The 23,156-nt window shown below is 61.1% G+C and carries 21 protein-coding genes, 1 pseudogene and 1 riboswitch; of the genes and pseudogenes, 11 read left to right on the top strand and 11 right to left on the bottom strand.

Annotation, left to right across the window (positions count from 1 at the left end; all coding sequences use genetic code 11):
• The first annotated feature begins 26 nt into the window (after positions 1 to 26).
• The 4 genes from KW821_RS07745 (at position 27) to KW821_RS07730 (ending at position 4,540) form a co-directional block, all read left to right on the top strand.
• The gene (locus tag KW821_RS07745; RefSeq protein ID WP_218291026.1) at positions 27 to 2,069 is read left to right on the top strand and encodes a TonB-dependent siderophore receptor; all 2,043 of its coding nucleotides are present in this window, start codon (positions 27 to 29) and stop codon (positions 2,067 to 2,069) included.
• Positions 2,070 to 2,087: 18 nt separating this feature from the next.
• Positions 2,088 to 2,756, top strand: a complete 669-nt coding sequence (locus tag KW821_RS07740; protein ID WP_371317597.1) for a PepSY-associated TM helix domain-containing protein — start codon at positions 2,088 to 2,090, stop codon at positions 2,754 to 2,756.
• Between the two features lie 161 nt (positions 2,757 to 2,917).
• The gene (locus KW821_RS07735) at positions 2,918 to 3,952 is read left to right on the top strand and encodes an acyltransferase (protein WP_218291024.1); all 1,035 of its coding nucleotides are present in this window, start codon (positions 2,918 to 2,920) and stop codon (positions 3,950 to 3,952) included.
• 159 nt (positions 3,953 to 4,111) lie between these two features.
• Positions 4,112 to 4,540: an N-acetyltransferase gene (locus tag KW821_RS07730; RefSeq protein ID WP_218291224.1), complete on the top strand. Its 429-nt coding sequence runs from the start codon at positions 4,112 to 4,114 to the stop codon at positions 4,538 to 4,540.
• Positions 4,541 to 4,570: 30 nt separating this feature from the next.
• Here KW821_RS07730 and KW821_RS07725 read toward each other — a convergent pair whose 3' ends face one another.
• Entirely contained in the window at positions 4,571 to 5,173 is a 603-nt protein-coding gene (locus tag KW821_RS07725; protein ID WP_042652180.1) for an outer membrane beta-barrel protein, read from the bottom strand.
• Between the two features lie 247 nt (positions 5,174 to 5,420).
• On the opposite strand from KW821_RS07725, the gene KW821_RS07720 reads away from it, so the two are divergent.
• Positions 5,421 to 6,059 carry an exopolysaccharide biosynthesis protein gene (locus tag KW821_RS07720; protein ID WP_042651915.1) on the top strand — a complete coding sequence of 213 codons (639 nt, stop codon included), beginning with the start codon at positions 5,421 to 5,423 and terminating at the stop codon, positions 6,057 to 6,059.
• Between the two features lie 81 nt (positions 6,060 to 6,140).
• On the opposite strand, the gene KW821_RS07715 is transcribed toward KW821_RS07720, so the two are convergent.
• Positions 6,141 to 7,031 carry a sensor domain-containing diguanylate cyclase gene (locus tag KW821_RS07715; RefSeq protein ID WP_218291023.1) on the bottom strand — a complete coding sequence of 297 codons (891 nt, stop codon included), beginning with the start codon at positions 7,029 to 7,031 and terminating at the stop codon, positions 6,141 to 6,143.
• 294 nt (positions 7,032 to 7,325) lie between these two features.
• On the opposite strand from KW821_RS07715, the gene KW821_RS07710 reads away from it, so the two are divergent.
• Complete coding sequence (locus KW821_RS07710) at positions 7,326 to 7,739, top strand: N-acetyltransferase (RefSeq protein ID WP_042651913.1); 414 nt, start codon at positions 7,326 to 7,328, stop codon at positions 7,737 to 7,739.
• Between the two features lie 30 nt (positions 7,740 to 7,769).
• Here KW821_RS07710 and KW821_RS07705 read toward each other — a convergent pair whose 3' ends face one another.
• Positions 7,770 to 8,357: a penicillin-binding protein activator LpoB gene (locus KW821_RS07705; protein WP_218291022.1), complete on the bottom strand. Its 588-nt coding sequence runs from the start codon at positions 8,355 to 8,357 to the stop codon at positions 7,770 to 7,772.
• 201 nt (positions 8,358 to 8,558) lie between these two features.
• Here KW821_RS07705 and KW821_RS07700 point away from each other — a divergent pair, with 201 nt between their 5' ends.
• The 5 genes and pseudogenes from KW821_RS07700 to KW821_RS07680 all read left to right on the top strand — a co-directional run.
• Positions 8,559 to 9,194 (top strand): Vat family streptogramin A O-acetyltransferase, encoded by a 636-nt coding sequence (locus KW821_RS07700; protein ID WP_218291021.1) that lies wholly within the window; start codon positions 8,559 to 8,561, stop codon positions 9,192 to 9,194.
• A gap of 142 nt (positions 9,195 to 9,336) precedes the next feature.
• Positions 9,337 to 9,774, top strand: a complete 438-nt coding sequence (locus tag KW821_RS07695; RefSeq protein ID WP_033131506.1) for a GNAT family N-acetyltransferase — start codon at positions 9,337 to 9,339, stop codon at positions 9,772 to 9,774.
• 32 nt (positions 9,775 to 9,806) lie between these two features.
• Complete coding sequence (locus tag KW821_RS07690; RefSeq protein ID WP_218291020.1) at positions 9,807 to 10,376, top strand: GNAT family N-acetyltransferase; 570 nt, start codon at positions 9,807 to 9,809, stop codon at positions 10,374 to 10,376.
• A gap of 190 nt (positions 10,377 to 10,566) precedes the next feature.
• On the top strand, positions 10,567 to 10,779 hold the full coding sequence (locus KW821_RS21905) for an AAA family ATPase (protein ID WP_218291019.1): 213 nt from the start codon (positions 10,567 to 10,569) through the stop codon (positions 10,777 to 10,779).
• Between the two features lie 30 nt (positions 10,780 to 10,809).
• Positions 10,810 to 12,702, top strand: a pseudogene (locus KW821_RS07680) (AAA family ATPase); the annotation flags it as partial.
• Between the two features lie 862 nt (positions 12,703 to 13,564).
• Here KW821_RS07680 and thiH read toward each other — a convergent pair.
• The 8 genes from thiH to KW821_RS07640 form a co-directional block, all read right to left on the bottom strand.
• Complete coding sequence (gene thiH / locus KW821_RS07675) at positions 13,565 to 14,779, bottom strand: 2-iminoacetate synthase ThiH (protein ID WP_218291223.1); 1,215 nt, start codon at positions 14,777 to 14,779, stop codon at positions 13,565 to 13,567.
• 32 nt (positions 14,780 to 14,811) lie between these two features.
• Positions 14,812 to 15,579, bottom strand: coding sequence for a thiazole synthase (locus tag KW821_RS07670; RefSeq protein WP_218291018.1), 768 nt, complete (start codon positions 15,577 to 15,579; stop codon positions 14,812 to 14,814).
• A 1-nt stretch (position 15,580) separates the two neighbouring features.
• A complete protein-coding gene (gene thiS / locus KW821_RS07665) occupies positions 15,581 to 15,781 on the bottom strand; it encodes a sulfur carrier protein ThiS (protein ID WP_218291017.1) in 201 nt (66 codons plus the stop codon).
• A gap of 2 nt (positions 15,782 to 15,783) precedes the next feature.
• Positions 15,784 to 16,563: a HesA/MoeB/ThiF family protein gene (locus KW821_RS07660; RefSeq protein ID WP_218291016.1), complete on the bottom strand. Its 780-nt coding sequence runs from the start codon at positions 16,561 to 16,563 to the stop codon at positions 15,784 to 15,786.
• Positions 16,553 to 18,118, bottom strand: coding sequence for a thiamine phosphate synthase (gene thiE / locus KW821_RS07655; protein ID WP_218291015.1), 1,566 nt, complete (start codon positions 18,116 to 18,118; stop codon positions 16,553 to 16,555). Before thiE ends, KW821_RS07660 begins: the two co-directional genes overlap by 11 nt.
• Entirely contained in the window at positions 18,115 to 20,202 is a 2,088-nt protein-coding gene (gene thiC / locus KW821_RS07650; RefSeq protein WP_218291014.1) for a phosphomethylpyrimidine synthase ThiC, read from the bottom strand. The genes thiE and thiC overlap by 4 nt, the downstream gene beginning before the upstream one ends.
• 279 nt (positions 20,203 to 20,481) lie before the next feature.
• A riboswitch (TPP riboswitch) is annotated at positions 20,482 to 20,595 on the bottom strand.
• Positions 20,596 to 20,886: 291 nt separating this feature from the next.
• On the bottom strand, positions 20,887 to 22,368 hold the full coding sequence (locus KW821_RS07645) for an aerolysin family beta-barrel pore-forming toxin (protein ID WP_218291013.1): 1,482 nt from the start codon (positions 22,366 to 22,368) through the stop codon (positions 20,887 to 20,889).
• A 304-nt stretch (positions 22,369 to 22,672) separates the two neighbouring features.
• Positions 22,673 to 23,152: a hypothetical protein gene (locus KW821_RS07640; RefSeq protein ID WP_218291012.1), complete on the bottom strand. Its 480-nt coding sequence runs from the start codon at positions 23,150 to 23,152 to the stop codon at positions 22,673 to 22,675.
• Positions 23,153 to 23,156: the final 4 nt, after the last annotated feature.

The raw sequence follows: 23,156 nt of genomic DNA, 5'->3' as shown, positions 1-23,156 counted from the left end.
AGGCCGATTAGAAGAGTCACACGCAGATGCTTAACCCCACTCCCCCGCGCGCCCTGCTGGGCGTCGCCTTGCTGGCCCTCAGTGCCGGCACCCGCGCCGAAGATGAGACCATGACGGTCGTCGGCAAACGCAGCCAACACGCGGAAGTCGCCACCGCGACCCGCACCGCCACCCCCGCCAAGCTGGTGCCCCAGACCATAGACAGCGTCTCCGCCAGAGAGTTGACCGCCTACGGTCAACCCAGCCTGAGCGAGGCCCTGACCGGCATCCCCGGCGTCAACGCCAGCGGCGACACCCGCTTCGACAGCGTCAACATCCGTGGCTTCAACGCCAGCAACGACTTCTATCTCGACGGTCTGCGCGATGACATGCAGTACACCCGGGATCTCGGCAACATAGAGCGGGTCGAGGTGCTCAAGGGGCCGGCCGCCGTGCTCTACGGCCGTGGCAGCACGGGCGGCATCATCAACAGGGTCAGCAAGACGCCGCAGAGAGGGCAGGCGTCCAGCGTCACCGCCAGGGTCGGCAGCTTCGACAGCCAGCGGCTGGCCGCCGATCTCAACGCCGAGGCCGGTGAGCGGGTGCAACTGCGCCTCAACCTGGCCCAGGAGGACGCCGACAGCTTTCGCGACGGCGTGACCAGCCAGCGCACCCTGTTGGCCCCGGCCCTCAACTGGGAGATCAACGACAGCCTGAACTGGCTGCTGCAGTACGAGCGCAACGGCAGCGATCGCACCCCGGATCGCGGCATTCCCGGGGTCAATGGCCGTCCGGCCGAGGTGCCCATCGAGAGCGTCTACAGCGACACCAGCCGGGACTTCATCGACGATCTGGCCCAGTCCACCCGCTCCCGCCTGACCTGGGATCTCAACGAACAGTGGCAACTGCGCCAGCAGCTTGGCTACACCAGCCTCGACAGCCGGTTCGACAACACCTATGTCACCGGCGTGAAGGGGGATCAGGTGACCCGCGCCCGCTGGCAGCAGGATCTCAAGGCCAACAGCCTGACCAGCAACACCGAGGCCGAGGGCCAGCTGCAGACCGGCCCCGTCGAGCATCGCCTGCTGCTCGGGCTGGAGCAGAACTGGCAGGAGCGCACTCCCAAGCTGTATCAGAACGCCAGCCCTATCCCGCCGGGCAACCTGTACGATCCGGGTTCCCTGCCAAGCTACGATGGCACCATGAAGCTCGCCAGCGACGCCAGCCACAAGGTGCGCGGGGTCGGCCTCTATCTGCAGGATCAGCTCAGCCTGGGTGACTGGCACCTGCTCGGCGGCCTGCGCCGGGACGCATTCACCGTCACCAGCCGCCGTAACGACCTCAACAAGGAGGAGACCCTCTCGGTCACCAGCCTGAGCCCGCGCCTCGGCCTGGTGTGGAACCCCATCGAGGAGCACGCCTTCTACACCTCCTACAGCAAGACCTTCACCCCGGTGGGCGGGGAGCTGATCGGCATCACCCCGGGGGACAAGAACAACAACCTGGATCCCCAGCACTCCCGGCTGTACGAGGGGGGCGTGAAGAGCGACTGGCTGGGCGGCCGGCTGGCCACCACCCTCTCCATCTACCGGCTGGAGATGTACAACAAGCGCAGCAAGGATCCGCTGGATCCTACCAAAGTGATCCTCACCGGCCTGCAGCGCACCGAGGGCATAGAGCTGAGCGCCCGCGCCCAGCTGACCGACGAACTCTACCTGCACGGCGGCGTCGCCCTCCAGGACGCCGAACAGGTCAAGGCGGACGCGGATCTGCAGGGCAAGCGGCCGAGCAACGTCTCCCGCCAGAATGGCCAGCTGTTCGCCGGCTACCAGAACGGCCAGCAGGGCTGGTTTGGCGAGACCGGGGTGACGGCGGTGGGGGATCGCTTCGCCGACAACGCCAACACCACTGTGCTGCCCGGCTACGCCCGCTTCGATGCCAGGGCCGGCTACCGCTGGCAACAGTGGGATGCCCAGCTCAGCGTGGAGAACCTGACCGACCACCAGTACTACCTCAGCGCCACCAGCGCGGCCCAGATCATGCCGGGCAGCCCCCGTGAGCTGCATCTGACCGCCGCCTACCGCTTCTGAATCCCTCCGTCATCACAGATGACCCTGGCCAGCCCGCGCTGGCCAGATTTTTATGACGCGCAAAACATGAAACAGAGAAGACTCCCCCTGCATAACAACAAGTGGGTACGCCGCATCCACGCCTGGGCCGGCTTTGCCACCCTGGCCCTGATGCTGATCTACGGCCTGACCGGCCTCTGGCTGCAACACAGGGCCGTACTGCCCCTGCCCGGGCCCCATACCGACAAGACCAGCGAAGAGCTCGTGCTGACGGCACCGCTGGCGAATCCCGAGGCGCTGACGGCGCTGCTGCGCCTTCGCTATCCAGACGCCGTCGAGGAGGCCAGGGTCGCCCTCACCCCGCCCCAGACCCTGCCCACCCCGAACGGTCCCCTCACCCTGCCGGCGCGCTGGGAGCTGCGGCAGGTGAGCCTGAGCCAGAGCCTGACCGCCGGCTACGTGGAAGGCACCCTGCTGGTGCGCATCGAGCGGCAGCAGGCCAACGCTGCCGCCAGCCTCAACCGGCTGCATCGCGGCATGGGCACGGGTCTGCCCTGGCAACTGCTGGGGGATCTCGCCGCCCTGGCGCTGCTGCTGCTCGCCCTCACCAGCCTGCTGATGTGGAACAAGCTGCACGGCCCGCCCGGGCGCGGCATGGCGCTGCTGGTGAGCGGGGCCCTCGTCACCCTGCTGATCGCCCTGCTCTGACTGCCGGCCTTTGCCGAGTCGGCGCCGGGGTAACGCCCCCGTGGTCTAGGTAACAAAGGGTAACCGGCCAGCGACGGGGTCACAGTTGTCATTCCCTTGGCTGGCGGGGGTCAACCGTGGCTGTTAGGGTGCGGCCAGAATCCCAGACGCCAAGAGGTATCATGCGCATCTCCAGCATCGAGTGCGGGCGGGTCCTGGCCATAGTGGCCGTGATGACCATTCACATCTCCCCCTTCAGCAATCCGTTCGATCCCAGCCTGTGGGGCGATCCCTTCTCTCTCTGGCTGGGGGGCAGCATCAATCAGCTGTGCCGCTTCGCGGTGCCGCTGTTCTTCCTCTGCTCCGGTTACTTCCTGCAACCCAGGCTGGCCGCGGGCGATCCCATGGCGGTGGCGCTGCGCTACTGTCGCCCCCTGCTGGGACTCTGGCTGGGGTGGAGCCTCATCTACCTGCTGGTGCCCTTCAACCCGATCGCCGCCGTGCAGCAGGGCTATCTGGCCAGCATGGCGGGCCAGTGGCAGATGCAGATTGGGGATCCGCTCAATGCCTGGTGGGTGGGCGGCATGATCCACCTCTGGTTCCTGCCCGCCCTGATGCTGGCGGTGCTGATCCTGGCGCTCTGTCAGCGCGTCGGCTTGCCCCAGCTGGCGCTGGTGGCGGGCGTGCTGCTCTATCTGCTGGCGCTGCTCGGCGGCTCCTACGGCAAGCCGCTGCTGGGCGGCGAGTGGCCGCTGCTGACCCGCAACGGGCCCTTCTTCTCGCTGCTGTTCGTGGCGCTCGGCGCCTACCTGAGGGCCAGTCGCTGGCGACCGACGGCCCGCCTGAGTGGCTGGCTGCTGGGGGCGGGGCTCGCGCTCTACGGGCTGGAAGTCTGGGGGCTGTGGTTGGCCGGGGTGGCGCTCAACCGCCATGACTTCCTGCTGGGATCCGTGCCCTGGGCCCTCGGCCTGTTCGGGCTGCTGCTGGCGCGCCCCGACTGGGGCAAGGGCAGCTGGCTGGAGCGCCAGGCCCCCAAGGTGCTCGGGCTCTATTGCCTGCACATGATGCTGGTGGTGTGGCTGATGGTGTTCGGCCCGCAAGGCAAGCTGGTGTGGTGGGAACTGCTCAAGGTGCCGGCGCTGATCGCCCTCTCCCTGCTCGCCTATCGGCTGCTGGCGGCGACACCGGCCAGCCGCTGGCTACTGCGGGCCCGCTGACCTGACCATCGGCAGGTGCGAGGGGGACGCCTTCCTCTGAAAAGGCGACTCGCGGGTCGCCTTTTTGTTATGAGGGCGGTACTTTGGCCACCCACAGGGTGACGACGAGGCGCAGGTTGTTACCATGCCTTTTTGTAATAAATCCAGATGAGACACTCAATGCTGATCCGCCCCTTCACCCCGACCGATATGGACGCCGTCCTCGCCATCTGGCTGGATGCTTCCCTGCAGGCCCACCACTTTATCGATCCTCTGTACTGGCACGCCAACCTGAACGCGATGCGGGAGATCTATCTGCCCGCCGCCGACAACCATGTGCTCTGCCAGGATGGCGCCGTACTGGGTTTTTACTCCCTGTATGCAGAGAACCTGGCCGCCATCTTCGTCGCGCCAGCGCAGCAGGGGCGCGGCCATGGCAAGGCCCTGCTCGCCCATGCCAAACAGCAGCGGCCAACGCTCAGGCTGCAGGTGTACCAGCAGAACCGGGCCAGCGGTGACTTCTATCTCTCTCAGGGCTTCCAGATAGAAGGCGAGCAGCAGGATCCCCACACCGGCTGCGCCGAGTGGGTGATGCGCTGGTCCGCTTGAGGGCTAACTTGTCCGATCCTGGGCTGAGACTCAGAACCTCAGGGTCAAGCCGACATTGGCCTGCCACTGGGTGATCAGCTCCCCCCGCACCCGGAAGGCACAGATCTCGGGGTTGCAGAGGAACTGGCTGTCTTCGTTGACCAGGGAGCCGTAACCGCGCACCTCGGCCCGCAGCGCCAGCCTGTCGGTCAGGCGCGGTTGCACCCCCAGGGCCAGCGACATGGAGGGCGCCACCTCGCTGTCGTAGGCATCGAAGCGCGTCAACCCGATCCCGGCGCCTATATAGGGGGCCATGACGTTGTCGGAGAGGGTCAGGGCTCCGGCGAAGTGCAGGGTATCCACCGTCAGCCGATCCGGCTGATCGGGAGAGATGGGGGTCGACTGGTGGCTGTAGAGCAGCTCTATCATGCCGGGGTCGTTGACCTCCTTGCTGATGAACAGGCCCCAGTTGCCCGAGCTCTCCCCCTGCAGGGAGTCGATGTCGCTCGAGTGCGGCGTGGGCTCGGGCTCATCCATCGCCTCGAAGTCGAGGGAGGAGCTGTAACCGAGGAAAGGCGTCACCTGCCAGCCCAGATCGGCGGCCGGCTCGGCCCCCCAGCTCTGACCCAGCGGCAGCAACAGTCCCATCACCATCATTCCTGCTCTTTTTCTCACGGCCTTCCCCTGATTGGCATTGATCGTGCCAGAAGCATATCAGAGCCCCTCGAGGCCGCGCCTAAATAGGGGCTGTACCAGACAATTTCGACCCACCTGGCGGATCCGGCCCTCACCTGCCCCCCAAGATGTACGCCGGCCAGGCCCATTCATCTGGGATTAACCCTTGCCACGTAAGCTAGCGGCGGCCACAGGGGTGGCCTTCAACAGGACGAGGATCTCAGGAATGGTTGCCGCGCAACTCAACGACCCACAACATCGACTCTCCGACACGCTGCGGGCGACCGCCCACGCCATCGAGGAGAGCCATATCAGCCTGCGGGACATGCTCGCCCTGGTCGGCGAGCAGGGCATGCTGCTGTTCTGCGTGCTGCTCACAGTGCCCTTCCTGTTGCCGGTCTCCATCCCCGGCGTCAGCACCCCGTTCGGCCTGCTGATCCTGTTCATCGGCATCGGCATCACCCTCAACCGGGTGCCCTGGCTGCCCGCCATCCTGATGGAGCGCCGCTTCGCCGCCGAGCAGCTCAAGCCGACCCTGCACAAGGGGGCGGATCTGCTGGCCCGCATCGATCGCTTCATCCGGCCACGCCTGCTGCTGCTGACCGGCAGCACCGCCGTCAACCGCTGCAACGGCCTGCTGATCATGCTGGCCGCCCTGCTGCTGATGCTGCCGCTCGGCGCCATCCCGTTCACCAACGCCATGCCCGCCTGGGCCATACTGCTGCTGGCCATCGGCATGTTGCAGCGCGACGGCCTGTTCGTCGCCGGCGGCTACGCGCTGGTGAGCGCGACCCTGGTCTGGTTCGGCGTACTGGCCATAGGGCTGCTGATGGCGGGCCAGAACGTCTCGACCCTGTTGGGTTAGAGCGCCTTGGTCAAGGCCGCATAAACGAACAAGGGCGACCAGCTGGTCGCCCTTGTGCTTTGAGGCTCAGAGGAGCCAAAGTCAGGAGTCCGGATCATGGGCCACCCGGTTGCGCCCGCTCCGCTTGGCCCGATAGAGCCACTCGTCGGCGCGGGCCAGCACGGCGTTGACCTCCTCTCCCGGCTGGATCAGGGTGCTGCCCAGACTCACGGTGATGGGCACCGGATCCGGCTCCATGGCCGCCACCGCGGCGCGGATCCGCTCCGCCACCTTCGGCAGTATGGCCTCGTCTATCTGCGGCAACAGGATCAGAAACTCCTCGCCACCGCTGCGCACGAACAGATCCTCCACCCGCAGCTGGGCGGCCACGCACTCGCAGAAGCGGCACAGCACCCTGTCCCCGGTCTGATGGCCGAAGTTGTCGTTGATCTGCTTGAAGTGATCGATATCCAGCATGATGAGGCCGGTGCGCCCCTGGCCCTGCAGCTTGTGTCTGTAGTGCTCGAAGAAGAAATGGCGGTTGTAGAGGCCGGTCAGCTGATCCGTCTCGCCGAGCCGCTTGAGCCGCTGCTGCAACTCGTGCTGGCGGGTGATGTTGCGGGTCACCCAGGCCACCGCCCGCTTGCCCTCATAGCGCGAGGGCAGCGGCGCTATCTTGCCCTCGAAGCGCTGCGTCCCCTGCGGCCCGGCGGCGGCATCTATCCCCTCCACCTCGGTGGCGGCCAGCTCATACTCCACCACCTGCACCTGCCCGCTGCTCAAGGCCAGCGCGACCTGCGCCATCACCCACTGCGCCATCGCGGCGGGCAAGACGTCGGCCAACTGCTTGCCCGCCAGCGGATTGCCGTCCTGATAGGAGAGCTGCTCGATGCCACCTATGTATTCGACGTAGTAACCATCCTCGCTCAGGATAAACACGGGATCCGGCAACTGGGTCATGACTTCATAGAGTTGCGTGACCGAGAGCGTCATAGGTACCTCGTCTGCTGCGCCGTCAGAATGGGCATTTCACCTATGCCCTACCTGCGATTATCGTACAGGAAGAGACCTTAATACGGCCTTGTCAGGACCGCCATGACCCGCCAGGCCCCTCTCCCGTCGGGCATCGCGCCCGCTCGGACAACCTGAGCCAAGGGTAGGCATGCTGACCATCCTGGCCGGGCCATCATCCCCATAGTGTGGGATCGGCAGCCGACAGATGCCATCCGGCTTGACCACCGGCAGGCCCCCGGGTTAATGGTAGATGCTCTTCATACGGAGCTTATTATTCAACTGACCGCCCCCCAATCCCCCCAGTTAACCGACTTCGACGCCTTGCGGACGGGGCTGAACCGGTTCAATGAGAGCGTCACCGGCCCCCTGCCCCGGGAGCGGATCGCCAGCTTTGTGAAGGATGAGGAGGGGAGAGTGCGAGGTGGCATCCTCGGCGAGATCAAGTGGGGCTGGCTGCATATCGAGGGGCTCTGGGTGGATGAGCCCATCCGCCAGGATGGCTGGGGCGCCCGCCTGCTGGCCACCCTGGAGCAAGCAGCCCAAGCCCGCGGCATCACCCGCATCCACCTCGAGACCACCAGCTTCCAGGCGCTGCCCTTCTATCGGAAGCAGGGCTATGCCGTCTTCGGTGAGCTGCCCGATATGCCCCCAGGGCATACCAGTTACTTTTTGAAAAAGCAGGGGTGAGGCGAGGATGACCTCACCCCTCGCCAGGGCTCAGCGGCTGGCGGTACGGCTACCGTTCCAGAGCAGCTCGCCGCTTTTCAGATCCATCAGGCTCATGGCGAGCCGGTAACGGCTCCCCTCGGAGACGAGATCCCCGTACAGCATGTAGCCGGCACCGGTCTGGCGACCCAGCCGCACCAGGGAGGCCGGGTTCATGCCCCCCTGCTGATACTCGAGCTGGCCGGTGATGGCCGCGACCTGGCCGGGATCGGCGAAGCGAAAACCGCTGTTGGCCTGGATCCGCTTGCTCATGGCGATGGCCATGGGTTGAGTGTTGAACTCTTCCCCTGTGCCGTTCTGGGGCGGCATCAGCAGCAGCACAGGGCTGCCGCCCTGGGTCAACGCCTGCACCTCGGGGGCCTTGAGGAAGGCATCCGCCATGGCCAGCGCCAAGCCGGTCGGGGCAACGGGTTTGGGGGCGGGCACCGGCTCGGCCGCGTCAGGCTCGGTCACGGCCTTGCCCGGCTGGCTCACCGGCTGGTCCGGCTCGGTGACGGGCGCCGGCGTGCCGCCGTAGGGATTGATGGTACAGCCGCCCAGCAACAGGGCGCTCAGCATGAGCAGGTGACGCGTCTTCATCTTGTTCTCTCCGCCAGAATAACCGTGGTGGCGGAGCCCCTGCCCCGCTATCGGTCCATGCTAGAGAAAAACCCGCCCCGGGTCGATGCGTGAACCGACACGGGACGACAAAGCCTGGCGAACCAGGGCGCACAAAAAGGTGGCAAGGTGCCATCAGGTTCCGTTAGGGTATCCTGAGCCCAGATCCCAGAGGAACGCCCCATGCACGGACCCGACCCCGCCAATCCCCACCCCATGAAGGGCTTCCCCCAGGTGTGCTTTATCAAGAACACCATCAAGGGGCCCAATATCGAAGTGGGCGACTACAGCTACTACGATGACCCGGAAGACTCGGCAGGCTTTGAGCGCAACGTTCTCTACCACTTCCCCTTCATCGGCGACAAGCTGATCATCGGCAAGTTCTGCGCCATCGCCCGCGGGGTCAAGTTCATCATGAACGGCGCCAACCACCAGAGCTCCGGCTTCTCCACCTACCCCTTCTTTATCTTCGGCAACGGCTGGGAGAGCGCCGCCCCCGCACCGGGCAGCCTCCCCTACAAGGGGGATACGGTGATTGGCAACGATGTCTGGATTGGCTATGAAGCGCTGATCATGCCGGGCGTCAAGGTCGGCAACGGCGCCATCATCGCCGCCCGCTCCGTGGTCACAGGCGACGTGCCCGACTACGCCATCGTCGGCGGCAACCCAGCCCGGGTGATCCGCTACCGCTTCGACGACGACACCATAGCGCGTCTCAACGCCCTCGCCTGGTGGGACTGGCCGGTGGAGCAGATCAGCCGGAATTTGAAATTGATTGGCGGTGGGGATATTACGGAGTTGGAGAGGGTGGGTTTATAGCAAACCATCTGGAGGCATCGAGGAGAGCCTCTCCATCCGATCGCAGCACAGCGGTCTGCCCCATGTAGAGAACACATCAATTCCCCAGACCATTGCGTTATATGCGAATTTAATTCAATCAGGCCCCACAGGAGTTATCCAAATGACCGCACCAACACCCGCTTTCACTGTCGTCCACTCAACGCCGCTCGTCGAAACCTATCGCTATCTTCGAACAGCCGCGGGACTTAGCTCGAAGACTATTGAGGCCGCAGAACGTGGCCTGCCCAATACGCTGTTTGCCGTCCAGATATTTTGCGGTCAGACCGCAATCGGCATGGGTCGCATCATCGGAGATGGCGGGACATTTTATCAAGTCGTTGATATTGCAGTCCTGCCTGAATATCAGGGCCAAGGTGTAGGCAAAAAGATCATGGCGGAGATCGCGGACTATATCGCCCGCGAGGTGCCGGAATCAGGCTATGTCAGCTTGCTGGCAGATGGGCAGGCTCAGCGACTCTATCAGCAATTCGGTTTCTCACTCACGGCTCCTGCCAGTGTTGGCATGGGGCTTAAGCGGGTTGCCGTCGAAAAGGCCTAACCATTCATCCAAATGAAAAAGCAGGACAGCCCATGACATTCCAACCACTTGCCAATGCCAATCTCGTTATTCGCCCCTTCGAACCGACTGATGCCGATGAGTTTGTCCGCGCGGCGCACGAATCTATCAAGACGGTCGGGACATGGATGAGCTGGTGCTCCCACTCATTCACTCGGGACAAGGCACTGGCGTGGTTTGCCACCTGTGATCAGGATCGTGAGGCGGGGCGCGCCTATGACATGGGGCTCTTTTGCGCAATCACCGGCCAGCTGCTGGGTGGCGCCGGTATCAACCAACTGGCTTCCCATCATCGCTACGGCAATATCGGCTATTGGGTGCGGCAATCCAAGCAATGCCAAGGCATCGCCCGACAGGCAGTCGCCCTGCTGCGTGACTTTGGCTTTACGCAACTAGGTCTATTTCGGCTGGAGATCGTGATGGGGGTGGGCAACACCGCCAGCGAAGCCGTCGCCATTGCCGCCGGGGCTACCTTTGAATGCCGAGCAAGAAATCGCATCTTCCTCCATGGTCAGCCTATTGATGCGCAGATCTATGCCCTGTTCCCTCAGGCTGAATCTTGTAGCAGGGCTTATCTGAGGTGAGCAAGTAATGGTTAAGGCAACCTCAGCCCCACCTTCGATGCTCCAGTCGAACTGGTAGTTCCTCTGCATCTGCTAAGTCGCAGGCGCCGTCACAATTCAAAACATCTGAACTTCATATGAAGCCCACACTACTGTAAGCTGACAAATATATTTATATGCTTAGTGTTATTAACATTACTTGGATATAAAAATGATCAGAACAATTACACTACAAAATATTACCTCGTATCATCCTACAACACCCACTACGATAGCGCTGAGTAAGCAAAGAACGATCTTCTTTGGGCAGAATGGCAGCGGGAAAAGCACAATAGGCCGTCTAATCAGCGCCAATGCAAAAGGAGAGCAGCTCAGCCAACAATCCAATGTTCAAAGCGATACAAATACAAGGTGTTATGTCTAATTTTATGAATCAGCCTCCCAGCCAGGTGTATTTACAGTTGGAAAGGATGATTCAAATCATCAAGCAGCCATAGAAGAGCTAGAAAAACAGAGGGAACTAAAATCCACTAGATTAAATGAAATTGAAGATCAGGCAGATGAAATAAAGAAAGCTAAAGATGAGATTTTAAAAAGATATCAAGACTCTGTTTTCTCACATAAAAAACATTACCAACATGACGCACTATCATACTGCCTTAAAGGAAGATCTCAAAAATCCTCTTTCTTTAGCGCAGTCGAATTAGGTCATAAAATTAATGATTCCACCCTAGATGAGTTAATAAAAGAAAAAGAAAAAATAAATGCATTTTCGATTGAAGTTCCAATTAAGCCTGATCTTATAAGCATTCATACAACAGATGTTGATATCACCACAATTCTTGAATCTCCTCTCGTAAACACATCAACCTCTAATCTATCGTCACTTATAGAAAAGCTAAATAATCAGCATTGGGTTAGAGATGGACGCAAATATCTGGAACATACTGATGTTTGCCCATTTTGTCAAAAAACACCTGCAGATGAATTTAAAGCACAACTTGAACAAGTTTTTAATAGCCACTATGAAGATGCAATGTTTAGTCTTGAAGAATATAAAGAAAAATATGAAACATATATTCACTCTGTTAAAGAGTACTTAAATAGCGATAAACTAGCCTACATTGAAAATAATTTAGAATATCAGAAATCTCGGTCAATATTCATTGACGCTATTGAGGAAAACAATGAGCTAGTTTCTCATAAAATAAAGTGTCCAATAGAAGTCATAACTCTAATTGACCAAGAGAAATTGACTAAAGAAATGAATACGCTAATTGAAGTAGCTAGACAAGAAATTGATGAGTTCAGTTCACAGTTAGCACAGAAAAAAACCATTGAATCCAACATAGAGAAGCAGTTCTGGGGATTGATAAATGAAGCTCTGAGCAGTGTCGTTTCTGAGTATAAAAAAGAATTAAAAACAAATGATTCTGAAATAGAAAAAAACAATATGATGATTATTGGACTCAAAGATGAACTTGCAACTATAGATAGGGAAATTAGAGATCTTGCAGGAAGTATTGTTGGTATTGATTCCGCTTTGGACGCTATCAACAACAGACTTAAGTCCATAGGCTTAGATAGCCTTGAGTTAGTGAAGCATAATGATGGAACATATTGTATTCATAGAGGAGGCGAAACCGATGGCATATATCACTCTCTTAGTGAAGGTGAAAAAACATTGATTACGCTTGTCTATTTTATTGAGTTAGTTAAAGGTGATATAAATAAGGACGGTTGCACCACCCCCAAAAATGAAAAAACCATTGTCATTGATGATCCTATATCTAGCTTATCATCAAACTATATATATGATGTAGCCACAATGATTCACAAGGATATATTTGAAGAGAATTATGGACAGTCGATTATATTGACTCACAATTTGTTTTTTTATCATGAACTACTAAAGCAGTCTGAGTCAAATAAATTTGAAAAACTATACGACCTTTATCGAGTTAAGAAAGATGAATACAGTAACATTCATTCTTTAGGAAAGGATGAAATAAAGAATGATTATGAATTATATTGGCTTGCTATTAAGAGTTTTAATGAAACGGATGTTTGGTCACCTTTAATCCCAAATGCAATGAGAAACATCTTGGAGCATTATTTTTCATTTGTACATAAAAATGATAAGTTGCATAAAGTAATGTCTGAATTAGAAAAAACAGACCATCAGTTCAAAGTTTTATATAGATATTTAAATCGTTCTTCTCACTCTGATGCGATCAATATATCTGACTTCAGCATTGGTGATTCTCAGCGCTTCATGGATATTTTTAAGAAGATTTTTAAGGAAACAGGAGATGAGGAACACTATCAAAAAATGATTAATACATAGTTATTCAGGAAATAGAGCATTAGATGTTGCCGCCTTGGTTTACCTCAATTACCGATTTGGCAAGGAGCGATAGTGTTGACACACATCCTCCCAGCGACCAAAACGGAAACGTTGATAACGCCGCACTGGAACGCATTTGTTCTTCATGACAGCCTCCTCGTCCTAAAACGACAGTGTTGGACACTGACATCCCCAACAGAGCCTCTGCTAGCTTGCATGTGGCAACAGTAAGGAAGGTGGAAGGCGGCAACGGGTCCAAGGAAACTACATGGTGTGATGTTTGTCAATAAATACATGTAGATGCGTATTTTTTCTCATATGAAATTACCAATTATCGAAATCAAACGCCCCAAAGAAGCCAAAAGTGGGCACGGTTTTGGTTCCCCCTCCAATCCGCCGAGGGGAAGGGGCAAGGTCAGGAGCGCCATCAGGGATGATGGCGCAGCCGCAGCCGGCACAGGGATGTGCCGTCTGCGGCGGTCCGTCCGACCTTGCTCCTGATCCGAGGGAAACCGCGTAGCGGTCGGATTGGCGGGGGTGGCCTTTCTTTTGGTGACTTTTCTTTGGCCACGCAAAGAAAAGTTACTCGCCCAAGCCCGAAGGGCGGGCGAAACCCCTTCGAGGCCAGCGGCCTCGCGTCCTGCGCGGCACAGCCGCGCCATCCAACCTGCTGCAGGCAGCGGAGTTAAGTTGAATACCCCAAGAATGGCGGAACAGCCGATTCACCGACTCGATCGTCTGATTACGCTTCGCTAATCAAACCTACGACGGCACGGCGACGCCGTGTCATCAGACTTGCCGCAGGCAGCGGAGTCCGGCCGCCATGCCGGGTGGCTACCCGGCCATGGGGGCCTGGCCGCCCCTATCGGCCCAAGAAAGATTCCCAGTCCTTGAACACCGGCTGCAATCCGGCCTGCCGCACGGCATTGGCAACCTCGCCGAGGGCGCGATCGTCGTGGATGGCGAACTGCTCCAGCTCCTCCTCATCCCCTTCTGCATAGCCCCCCGGCTGGGTGCGCGACTCCGCCGACATCTGGGTGATGCCGAGGCGCAGGGCACCGTTGCGAAAGGCCGGCGATTCCCGGGTGGAGAGAGACAAGTCCAGAGTCGGCGAGAGCAGGCGCCAGGCACAGATCAGCTGCACCAGCTGGCGGTCCGTCATGGTCACCTCGGGCTGCAGGCCGCCGGTGCAGGGCCGCAGCCGCGGGAACGACAAAGAATAGCGGCTCTGCCAGTGGTGGCGCTCCAGCCAGCTCAGGTGCTCGGCCACGAAATAGCTGTCGGCGCGCCAGTCCGGCGACAGGCCGATCAGGGCGCCGAGGCCAATCTTGTCGATGCCGGCGCAGCCCAGCCTGTCCGGGGTGGCGAGGCGCCACTCGATATCCTGCTTGTTGCCGCGCAGGTGGTGGCGGGCATAGGCCGGGGCGTGATAGGTCTCCTGATAGACCATGACAGCATCGAGGCCCAGGGTCTTGAGCTCGGCATACTCGGCCTGCGACAACGGCTGCACCTCCATCGCCAGGGTGCTGAAGTGGCGGCGGATCTGCGGCAGGTGCTGGCGAAAATAGGCCATGCCGACCTTGGTCTCGTGCTCGCCGGTCACCAGCAGCACGCTGTCGAAACCACGCGCCTTGAGGGCCAGACACTCGCGCTCGATTTCCTCGGCATTCAGGGTCTTGCGCTTGAGGCGGTTGCTCATGGAGAAGCCGCAGTAGGAGCAGTCGTTGGCGCAGAGGTTCGACAGATAGAGCGGCACGTAGAAGCCGACCGTGTTGCCGAAACGCTGGCGGGTGAGGCGCTCCGCCAGCTCCGCCATCTGCGGCAGGAAGGGCTCGGCGGCCGGGGAGATCAGCGCCATGAAGTCATCCAGGCCGCGCCGTGGGTTGGCCAACGCCCTCTCCACGTCCCGCGCCGTCTTGGCGCGGATGCTCATGCCCACATGATCCCAGTCCAGCTCGCGCCAGCGGTCGATAAAGGAGGGAGCGGCTTCCTTCGACTCAAGCGCCCTCACCCCAAGCCCCTCTCCCGGAGGGAGAGGGGGGCGAACACTTGGCTGATCTTGTGGCACAGAACCCATAGCCGAGGCATATATCCCCTCTAAACCCTGGCTCATAGCGCCTCCAGAAAATCGGTAAGCGGGCTGGAGGCTTGGGCCTGGCTACCGCGCGTCCCCAATCCGGCCAGATAGGCGCCGCGACCCGCCTCGCAGGCGAGGGCGAAGGCGCGGCCCATGGCGACCGGATCCCGGCTCACCGCGATGGCGGTGTTGACCAGCACGGCGTCGGCACCGAGTTCGAAGGCCGCCGCCGCGTGGCTGGGGGCCCCTATGCCCGCATCCACCACCACGGGCACCCGGGCCTGCTCGACGATGATCGACAGAAACTCCCGGGTCACCAGCCCCTGATTGGAGCCGATGGGGGCGCCGAGCGGCATGACGGCGGCGCAACCCACCTCTTCGAGCCGCTTGCACAGCACGGGATCGGCGCCGCAATAGGGCAGCACCACGAAGCCTTCTTTCACCAGTTGTTCCGCAGCCTTGAGCGTCTCTATGGGATCGGGCAGCAGGTATTTGGGATCGGGGTGGATCTCCAGCTTGAGCCAATTAGTGCCGAGCGCCTCGCGGGCGAGCCGGGCGGCAAACACCGCCTCGGCGGCGGTCTTGGCGCCCGAGGTGTTGGGCAGCAGCTTGACCCCGAGCCTGAGCAAGGGGCTCAGGATATCGTCATGGCGCTTGCCCGGCTCCAGCCGCTTGATGGCCATGGTGACGAGCTGGGAGCCGCTTGCCTCGATGGCGGCGGCCATCAGCTCCGGACGGGCGAACTTGCCGGTGCCGGTGAAGAGGCGCGATGAAAAACTGTGGTTCGCAATGGTCAGCATCTCAGCCTCCGGCAATGGCGGTAAACAGGTGGATCTCGTCCCCGTCACCGAGTCGGGTGTCGGGCCAGCGGCCGCGGGGCAGCACGGCGCCGTTGAGGGCCACCGCCACCCCCTGGGGGGCAATGTCCTGCATCGCCAGCAGTTCAGTCAGGCTCTGGCCGGTGGGCAGCGTCAGCTCGATATCGTTCAATCGGATCTTCATGGTTAATCCTTCAGGGCCGGGTTGGCGCTGCCGCAGATCGGGCAGGCAGGATCGGCGGGCAGCTGCAGGCACTGCCACTCGTGGCGCAAGGCATCGAAGCGGCGCAGGGTGCCCGCCACCGGGCTGGGCCGCCCGAGTAGCAGCCTGAGTGCCTCTAGGGCCTGCAAGGAGCCCATCACGCCGACCAGGGGGCCTGTGACGCCGCTGCGCTGGCAACTCTCTTTAATCTCGGTGTCCGCCGGGTAGAGGCAGGCGTAGCAGGCGTGCTCCGACGCGCTTCGCACCATCAGCTGGCCCTGCCAGCCGACGGCGGCGGCGGAGATCCAGGGTTTGCCCTGGGCTACGCAGGCGGCGTTGATGGCGTGGCGGGTCGCCAGGTTGTCACAGCAGTCGATCACCAGATCCACCTCGGCCACAAAGGCCGGCAGGCTCTGTTCATCGAGGCGCTGGTTGATGGCGATCAGCTCCACCAGCGGGTTGTGGGCCGCCAGTCGCTCCCGGGCCAGCTCGGCCTTGGAGCGGCGCAGGCCCTCGCCATCGAACAGGATCTGGCGCGGCAGATTGCTGGAATCCAGGATGTCGCCATCGGCGAGCCAGAGGGTGCCGACTCCGGCCCCGGCGAGATAGAGCGCCAGCGGCGAGCCGAGGCCACCGAGACCGACGATCAGTACCGACTTGCCCTTGAGCCGCGCCTGCCCCTCCTCCCCGATCTCGGCGAGCATCAGCTGGCGGCCATAGCGCAGATACTCTTCGTCACTTAGAGATGCCTTGTCAGAGAGCATGGCTGGCCTCCTTTTCCTGGTTCGGCAGGGCCGACAGTGGCTCGTCCCCGGCTCCGACGGCGGCCAGCAGACGGGCGGTGGCCCCCTGCCAGTCATCGCTGGCGGTGATGGCGGAGACCAGGGCTACGCTGCCCACCCCACTCTCCTGCACAGGCCCCACCCGAACCTCGCCGATGCCACCTATGGCGACCGTGGGCCAGTCGCGCATCAGGGCACGGTAGTGGTGCAACCGCACCAGCCCCTGGGGACGGGACGGCATATGCTTGGTGTTGGTGGGGAAGATATGGCCGAGGGCGATGTAAGAAGGTGCCAGTTCACGGGCCCGCATCAGCTCGAAGTAGCCGTGAGTGGAGATGCCGAGGCGCAGGCCGGCTGCCTGGATGGCGGCGAGATCCGCCGTCTCCATGTCCTCCTGGCCCAGGTGCACCCCGTAGGCACCGGCGGTGATGGCTTGCTGCCAGTAATCGTTGATAAAGAGCCGGGCCCCGAAGCGACGGCCGAGCGCCACCGCCTCGACGATGGCGGGCATCACGGCGTCGGCGGGCAAGTCCTTGATACGCAGCTGCAGGGTCTTGACCCCGGCTTTCAGCAGCCGCTCCAGCCACTGCACCGAATCCACCACCGGATAGAGGCCGAGGCGATGCTCGGTCCCGGCGAAGGGACCCTCCGGCAGGCGGGCCTCGCTGGCGGGATAGAGGCCGAAGCGGTGATCCAGCGCAGAGCCCGCCAGCAGGGCGCGGGGGAGGTGAGCGAGATCCCCGGGCCAACCGAGGTGGGCGATAGGGCCTGGGCCGGCCCCCACCCCTTGCGCGGCCGCCAGCCCTTGCTGCAGATAAGCACGCGCCAGGGTGATGGCATCCTCCAGCGGATAATCCAGCGCCACGACGGCGGCGATAGCGCTGGCGTAGCAGCAACCGGTGCCGTGGCCGTGGCGAGTCGCCAGGCGCGGCGCCGCCAACCAGAACTCCCTGTGCTCATCCTGGTAGTAATCGAGGCAGAGCTCGCCACTCCACGCCAGATGCCCCCCCTTGACCAGCACGGCGCGGGCGCCGAGTTCGCGCAGCCGGGCGGCCCCCGCCCGCACCAGGGCGGGGCTGGTCGCCGGGATGCCGGTCAGTGCCTCCAGCTCGGGGCCGTTGGGGGTGATGAGAGACAGCCTTGGCAGCAGGTGCTCGCGCACCGCCGCCAGCATGTTCGGCTCGGCCATGGGGGTGCCGCTGCTGGCGATGGCCACCGGGTCATAGACCACGAAGGGGGCGGCGATCACCTCCAGCCGGCGTGCCAGCACCTCCACGTGCAACCGGGTCGGCAGCAGGCCTATCTTGATGGCGGCCGGCGGCAGATCGACGCCGAGGGCGTCGATCTGGGCGCAGAAGCTCTGCATCAGCACGGGATCCACCATCTTCACCGCCACCGAGTTCTGGGCGGTGATGGCGGAGATGACGGAGCAGCCGTGCACGCCGAGGCTATGCATGCTGTGCAAATCCGCCTGGATGCCGGCGCCGCCCCCCGAGTCGGAACCGGCTATGGTCCAGACGATGGGTTTGGTGCTCATGCTTCTTCCTGCTCCTGCTTGAGGGCCGCCGCCTGATGGTAGAGCTCGCCCCCCTTCTCCTTGAAAGTTTCCGCCATCTTGGCCATACCGCTCTCGATCTCCGCCTCCTTGAAGGTCTCCGTCACCTTGTGGACCATGCCACTCTCCACCTCGGCCTGCACCCGCTGCTGCTGGCCATCCATGCCCACCAGCTTCACCTCTATGGTCTCCAGCCTGGCAGCATCGAGCTTGGCGGCGTAGTCGCGCACATCCTGGGTGATCTTCATGGAGCAGAACTTGGGGCCGCACATGGAGCAGAAGTGCGCCACCTTGCCGGACTCCTGGGGCAGGGTCTCGTCGTGGTAGGCACGGGCTGTCTCGGGATCCAGCGCCAGGTTGAACTGATCCTCCCAGCGGAACTCGAAGCGCGCCTTGGACATGGCATTGTCGCGGATCTGGGCACCGGGGTGACCCTTGGCAAGATCGGCGGCGTGGGCGGCGATCTTGTAGGTGATGAGCCCCTGCTTGACGTCTTCCTTGTTCGGCAGCCCCAGGTGCTCCTTGGGGGTGACGTAGCAGAGCATGGCGCAGCCGTACCAGCCGATCATGGCGGCACCTATGCCGGAGGTGAAGTGATCGTAGCCGGGGGCTATGTCGGTGGTGAGCGGTCCTAGGGTGTAGAAGGGGGCCTCGTGGCAGTGCTCCAGCTGCTCCGTCATGTTGCGCTCAATCATGTGCATGGGCACGTGACCCGGCCCCTCGATCATCACCTGGACGTCGTACTCCCAGGCGATCTTGGTCAGCTCGCCCAGGGTGTGCAGCTCGGCGAACTGGGCCTCGTCGTTGGCGTCATAGACGGAGCCGGGACGCAGGCCGTCCCCCAGGGAGAGCGCCACATCATAGGCGGCGCAGATCTCGCAGATCTCGCGAAAATGCTGGTAGAGGAAATTCTCCTGGTGGTGGGAGAGGCACCATTTGGCCATGATGCTGCCGCCACGGGAGACGATGCCGGTGAGGCGCTTGGCTGTCATGGGCACGTAGCGCAGCAGGACGCCGGCGTGGATGGTGAAGTAGTCCACCCCCTGCTCGGCCTGCTCCAGCAGGGTGTCGCGGAACAGCTCCCAGGTCAGATCCTCGGCGATGCCGTTGGTCTTCTCCAGCGCCTGATAGATGGGCACGGTGCCGATGGGCACAGGGCTGTTGCGCAGGATCCACTCACGGGTCTCGTGGATGTAGCGGCCGGTGGAGAGATCCATGACGGTGTCGGCGCCCCAGCGGGTGGACCAGACCAGCTTCTCGACCTCCTCCTCGATGCTGGAGGTCACCGCCGAGTTGCCGATGTTGGCGTTGATCTTCACCAGGAAGTTGCGGCCGATGATCATCGGCTCGGCTTCCGGGTGGTTGATGTTGCTGGGGATGATGGCACGGCCGGCGGCCACCTCATCGCGCACGAATTCGGGGGTGATGTTGCCCGGCAGGCGGGCGCCGAAGCCCTGACCCGGATGTTGGCGCAGCAGCAGTTCGGAGCGCACCCGCTCGCGGCCCATGTTCTCGCGAATGGCGATGAACTCCATCTCGGGGGTGACGATACCCTGGCGGGCATAGTGCAGCTGGGTCACCCGGCGACCCGGCTTGGCACGCAGCGGCTTGGGCAAGTTATCGAAGCGCAGGTGATCCAGCCCCTCGTCGGCGAGACGCTCCTGGGTGAAGGCGGAGCTCAGGCCATCGAGGGACTCGGTGTCGCCCCGCTCCAGCACCCAGGCTTCCCGCAGGCGCGGCAGGCCGCGGCGCACGTCGATCTCGGCCTGCTCGTCGCCGTAGGCGCCCGAGGTGTCGTAGACCGGCACCGACTCATTGGCCTCGAACTTGGGGTGCTCCTCGCTGCCACCGACGAAGGTGTCGGCCAGGGAGATCTCCCGCAGCCCGACCCGGATGTCGGGGCGCGAGCCCTGGATGAAGATGCGTCTGGAGTTGGGATGGGCCATGCCCTTGAGGTTATCGATAAAGCGCTGGGCGCTGGCACGCTGCTGGCGACGGCTGGCGACGGGCTTGGCGTTTTCTGAAACGGACTGTGCTTCTGGAACGGACTGTACTGGGGTAGACATAGCAAAACTCACATTAACTGGTTGAAGTTATGGGTGTTTGCTTGTCTGGAGTTCGAGGAGAAGTGATGAACCTGTGGGTGAGATGTGCTTCAAGAGGGAGCGAGCCCGGGATCTGTGCTTCCCTGCTCTGCTGTCTGGCTCCCCCCTGTTCGGGCGGGCCGTGCGGCGCCTCTATGGACAGACCGGACGGGACAGACTCCCTCTCGTGCGCCCTGACTCATCGCGGGATTGACCCCTTCGATGAGCGGGAGAGGCTTGTCCCTCTCCCCGCGCGGCAACCCACTGGTTACCCTTGTTTCCCTTCGCAGGTTCTAGCCTGATCAGGTTCCACGGATCCCGAATTAACGGTCTCAGCTTCGCGTCGTTCGACGGTCGGCACTCCGACAAGATGGCGCCAGTATAAATGGGGTTTTACAAAGTACAAGGCATTAACACCGCAGACCAGTGGGGATTGGGCAAGCTGCTGTGGCTCGGAACCCGAGTGCGGATCAGGGGGACGATCGTCAGTCAGCATAGGGCGCCCTCTATGGCGGGCACTGAGGGTCAACCCGCTCACCCTCGCCTAGTCAGCGACCCTTGCGCAGGACAGACGGCATGCCAGCACAAGGCACTAAAAATATGAATGCCAGCAAATAAAAACCGGGACAAAGCCCGGTTTCACATCATGGTTTCACTGCCACAGAGTTACTTGTCGGTAGCGGGTTCCAGCGTGATCTGGACGTTGTCAAAGCCCAGTCCGGAGAGTTCGCTGGCATCGAGCGGGATCTCCAGGCGCAGGCCCGTCGCCGGGCCGTCGACGCTGCGAGCACGACGCGCCTTGCTGTCGCCGCCGATGGGCACGGGCGCACCTATCTCGATGTTGCCGGCGAACTGGCTCTCGGCGTGGAAGTCCCCCGTGATGCTGGCGCGTACCGGGCGCAACACCCTGGCCAGGGCGTTCTTCATGGTGTCGGCACCGTTCTGTTGTATGGTCCAGTTCCAGTCCCACCACTTCACCTCACCCGGGATGTAACGCTTGTCCCACTGGTAACGGATGCTGCTCGCCTTGTCCTTGAACGGGCCTATGGTGAAACTGTGGTTCCAGGTCGGCCGGTTGTCCGGATGGGTGTGCCAGGCGTTGCCGCCCCAGCGCAGGAAACCGTTCAGGGCGAGATCGTAGCTGACGTCCGCCTTGAACTCGTAGGGGTAGGAGATGTTTGCCTTGTAGAGCTCGATCTTCACCGGGATCTTCGAGTGGGCGGGCACGGTCGGGCGCGCCGACTGGGAGAGCGAGGTGGTAGTCGCCCCACCGTTCTGCTGAGCCCAGGACTGGCTCGCGGCGATCTCGATGGAGAGCTCGGTCTCACCCACCAGCGGCCACTTGAACTTGTTCTTGGTGGAGACCTTCTCGCTCAGGCCATAGGTGTTGGTCTTGGACCAGTTGGTGGCCGTGTCATAGCGCAGGGTCACGTCATAGCCGGACTGGGGCGTGTCGCTGTCATTGACGGCCCAGCCCACCACCGTCTTGATCAGGACGCGATCGGACTGGGTCACCTCACCGTGACTGAAGCTCTCGGGATCCAGGGTGTAGGCGAAGTTGCTGACCCGGATGCTGCTCTTCTCGCCGCAGCGATAGCCGTCGCAGCCGCCGCCGTTGTTGCCACGGATCAGCCAGCCTCCGCCGTCCTGAGTCACGTCCATGTCCTCACCCACGTAGGGGCTGTGGTCGCCACCGACCCAGGCATAGCCGAGATAATGGGCAAGGTAGCTGGCCGGCTTGATGAAATTGGCACTGTCATGCACCAGCCGCCATTGCACGTCCACTTCATCCCCATCTGGAATATTCAGCGCAGGCAATACTGGTATTTCACTGGTGACCGGATTGGTCGGATAACACCAGGTATCCGAGGCCGATCCGGGTTTTATTTCACCGTTGTAACCCGATCCCATGATCACCCAGTTATTGGCCAAACCACTTATTTGCCACTGGCCCATCATGCCCACAATATTATTGCGGACACTCTGCGCTTCTTCCCGATTGATCGGACGATAGTTGGCACCACAGACCTCTTTCCCGAGCGAGAAGAGACGCAGTTGGTCAGGATAGACGGGCTCGGCCCCATGGGCCTGGCTCATCAACAGCGTCGAAATGGTCAACGCCAAACCCGTTATTTTTAGTTTATCCATAGCTCCCCCAATATTGTAGGCATAGACATGCAAATGCTATTTATCTTGCTGCATGCCAGGGGGACAATATCAGCCACACAAGCCTACGAATGCGATCGGATCCACACTTTAATTATTCATGAATGGTGTAAACACAATTAACAGGCAGGTTATTAATTAATGATAAAACAAATATCAGAGTCATTGCTTTATTATTAAATTTATAACTTTTGTGGTGTTAAAGTTTTTAATTATTGAATGTAAACGTCAGCGATACTCGGCCAGATTACATATCCGCCAAGTGACTGAGCCATATTCTGGCTATTTATTCGGGATCCTCTTCCGGATTGGGGATCAGCACCTCGGTCAAGCGTCCATCCTCATCGCGGCTCAGCACCAGCCTGAGGCCCGGTTGCAGGTCGGCGGGGCTGCCGTTCACCCAGCGGGTGCCGGCATCAAACACCAGCACTCCCAGCTCCTGCAACAGCAAGGTCTCCCCTGCGGTGGCGAGCAGCCTGTCCTCCGCCCGCAGCCACTGGCTGCTCTGCGCCAGATCCGGCGCCGTGGCGAGCACCCGGATCTGCTGGGCAACGCCGTACCGGCTTAGGATGGCGAGCCGCATGCCGGGCTTGAGATCGTCGGGCTGGCTCACCCCGGTCAGCGCGGCGCTGCCCAGCTCCAGTTCGGCACCCTGAAATTGCAGATGGATGCCGTCGTTGTGCTCCAGCTCCACCAGCCAGAGTTCGGCCTCGGTGGCCAGGGTGCAAAACGGTAACACCCACAGCAGCAATGCGGTTCTGGTCATAGCA

Origin of the sequence: Aeromonas sp. sif2416 (assembly GCF_019218665.1) — a bacterium.
GTDB lineage: Bacteria > Pseudomonadota > Gammaproteobacteria > Enterobacterales > Aeromonadaceae > Aeromonas > Aeromonas encheleia.
Note: the sequence above shows the minus strand (reverse complement) of the source record. Positions and strands in the feature narration are given on the sequence as shown.

Bases quoted from the DNA above. Each gene is read 5' to 3' on its own strand.
- KW821_RS07745 (WP_218291026.1), top strand. From the start codon at position 27: ATGCTTAACCCCACTCCCCCGCGCGCCCTGCTGGGCGTCGCCTTGCTG.
- KW821_RS07740 (WP_371317597.1), top strand. From the start codon at position 2,088: ATGACCCTGGCCAGCCCGCGCTGGCCAGATTTTTATGACGCGCAAAAC.
- KW821_RS07735 (WP_218291024.1), top strand. From the start codon at position 2,918: ATGCGCATCTCCAGCATCGAGTGCGGGCGGGTCCTGGCCATAGTGGCC.
- KW821_RS07730 (WP_218291224.1), top strand. From the start codon at position 4,112: ATGCTGATCCGCCCCTTCACCCCGACCGATATGGACGCCGTCCTCGCC.
- KW821_RS07725 (WP_042652180.1), bottom strand. From the start codon at position 5,173: ATGGTGATGGGACTGTTGCTGCCGCTGGGTCAGAGCTGGGGGGCCGAG.
- KW821_RS07720 (WP_042651915.1), top strand. From the start codon at position 5,421: ATGGTTGCCGCGCAACTCAACGACCCACAACATCGACTCTCCGACACG.
- KW821_RS07715 (WP_218291023.1), bottom strand. From the start codon at position 7,031: ATGACGCTCTCGGTCACGCAACTCTATGAAGTCATGACCCAGTTGCCG.
- KW821_RS07705 (WP_218291022.1), bottom strand. From the start codon at position 8,357: ATGAAGACGCGTCACCTGCTCATGCTGAGCGCCCTGTTGCTGGGCGGC.
- KW821_RS07700 (WP_218291021.1), top strand. From the start codon at position 8,559: ATGCACGGACCCGACCCCGCCAATCCCCACCCCATGAAGGGCTTCCCC.
- KW821_RS07695 (WP_033131506.1), top strand. From the start codon at position 9,337: ATGACCGCACCAACACCCGCTTTCACTGTCGTCCACTCAACGCCGCTC.
- KW821_RS07690 (WP_218291020.1), top strand. From the start codon at position 9,807: ATGACATTCCAACCACTTGCCAATGCCAATCTCGTTATTCGCCCCTTC.
- KW821_RS21905 (WP_218291019.1), top strand. From the start codon at position 10,567: ATGATCAGAACAATTACACTACAAAATATTACCTCGTATCATCCTACA.
- thiH (WP_218291223.1), bottom strand. From the start codon at position 14,779: ATGGGTTCTGTGCCACAAGATCAGCCAAGTGTTCGCCCCCCTCTCCCT.
- KW821_RS07670 (WP_218291018.1), bottom strand. From the start codon at position 15,579: ATGCTGACCATTGCGAACCACAGTTTTTCATCGCGCCTCTTCACCGGC.
- thiS (WP_218291017.1), bottom strand. From the start codon at position 15,781: ATGAAGATCCGATTGAACGATATCGAGCTGACGCTGCCCACCGGCCAG.
- KW821_RS07660 (WP_218291016.1), bottom strand. From the start codon at position 16,563: ATGCTCTCTGACAAGGCATCTCTAAGTGACGAAGAGTATCTGCGCTAT.
- thiE (WP_218291015.1), bottom strand. From the start codon at position 18,118: ATGAGCACCAAACCCATCGTCTGGACCATAGCCGGTTCCGACTCGGGG.
- thiC (WP_218291014.1), bottom strand. From the start codon at position 20,202: ATGTCTACCCCAGTACAGTCCGTTCCAGAAGCACAGTCCGTTTCAGAA.
- KW821_RS07645 (WP_218291013.1), bottom strand. From the start codon at position 22,368: ATGGATAAACTAAAAATAACGGGTTTGGCGTTGACCATTTCGACGCTG.
- KW821_RS07640 (WP_218291012.1), bottom strand. From the start codon at position 23,152: ATGACCAGAACCGCATTGCTGCTGTGGGTGTTACCGTTTTGCACCCTG.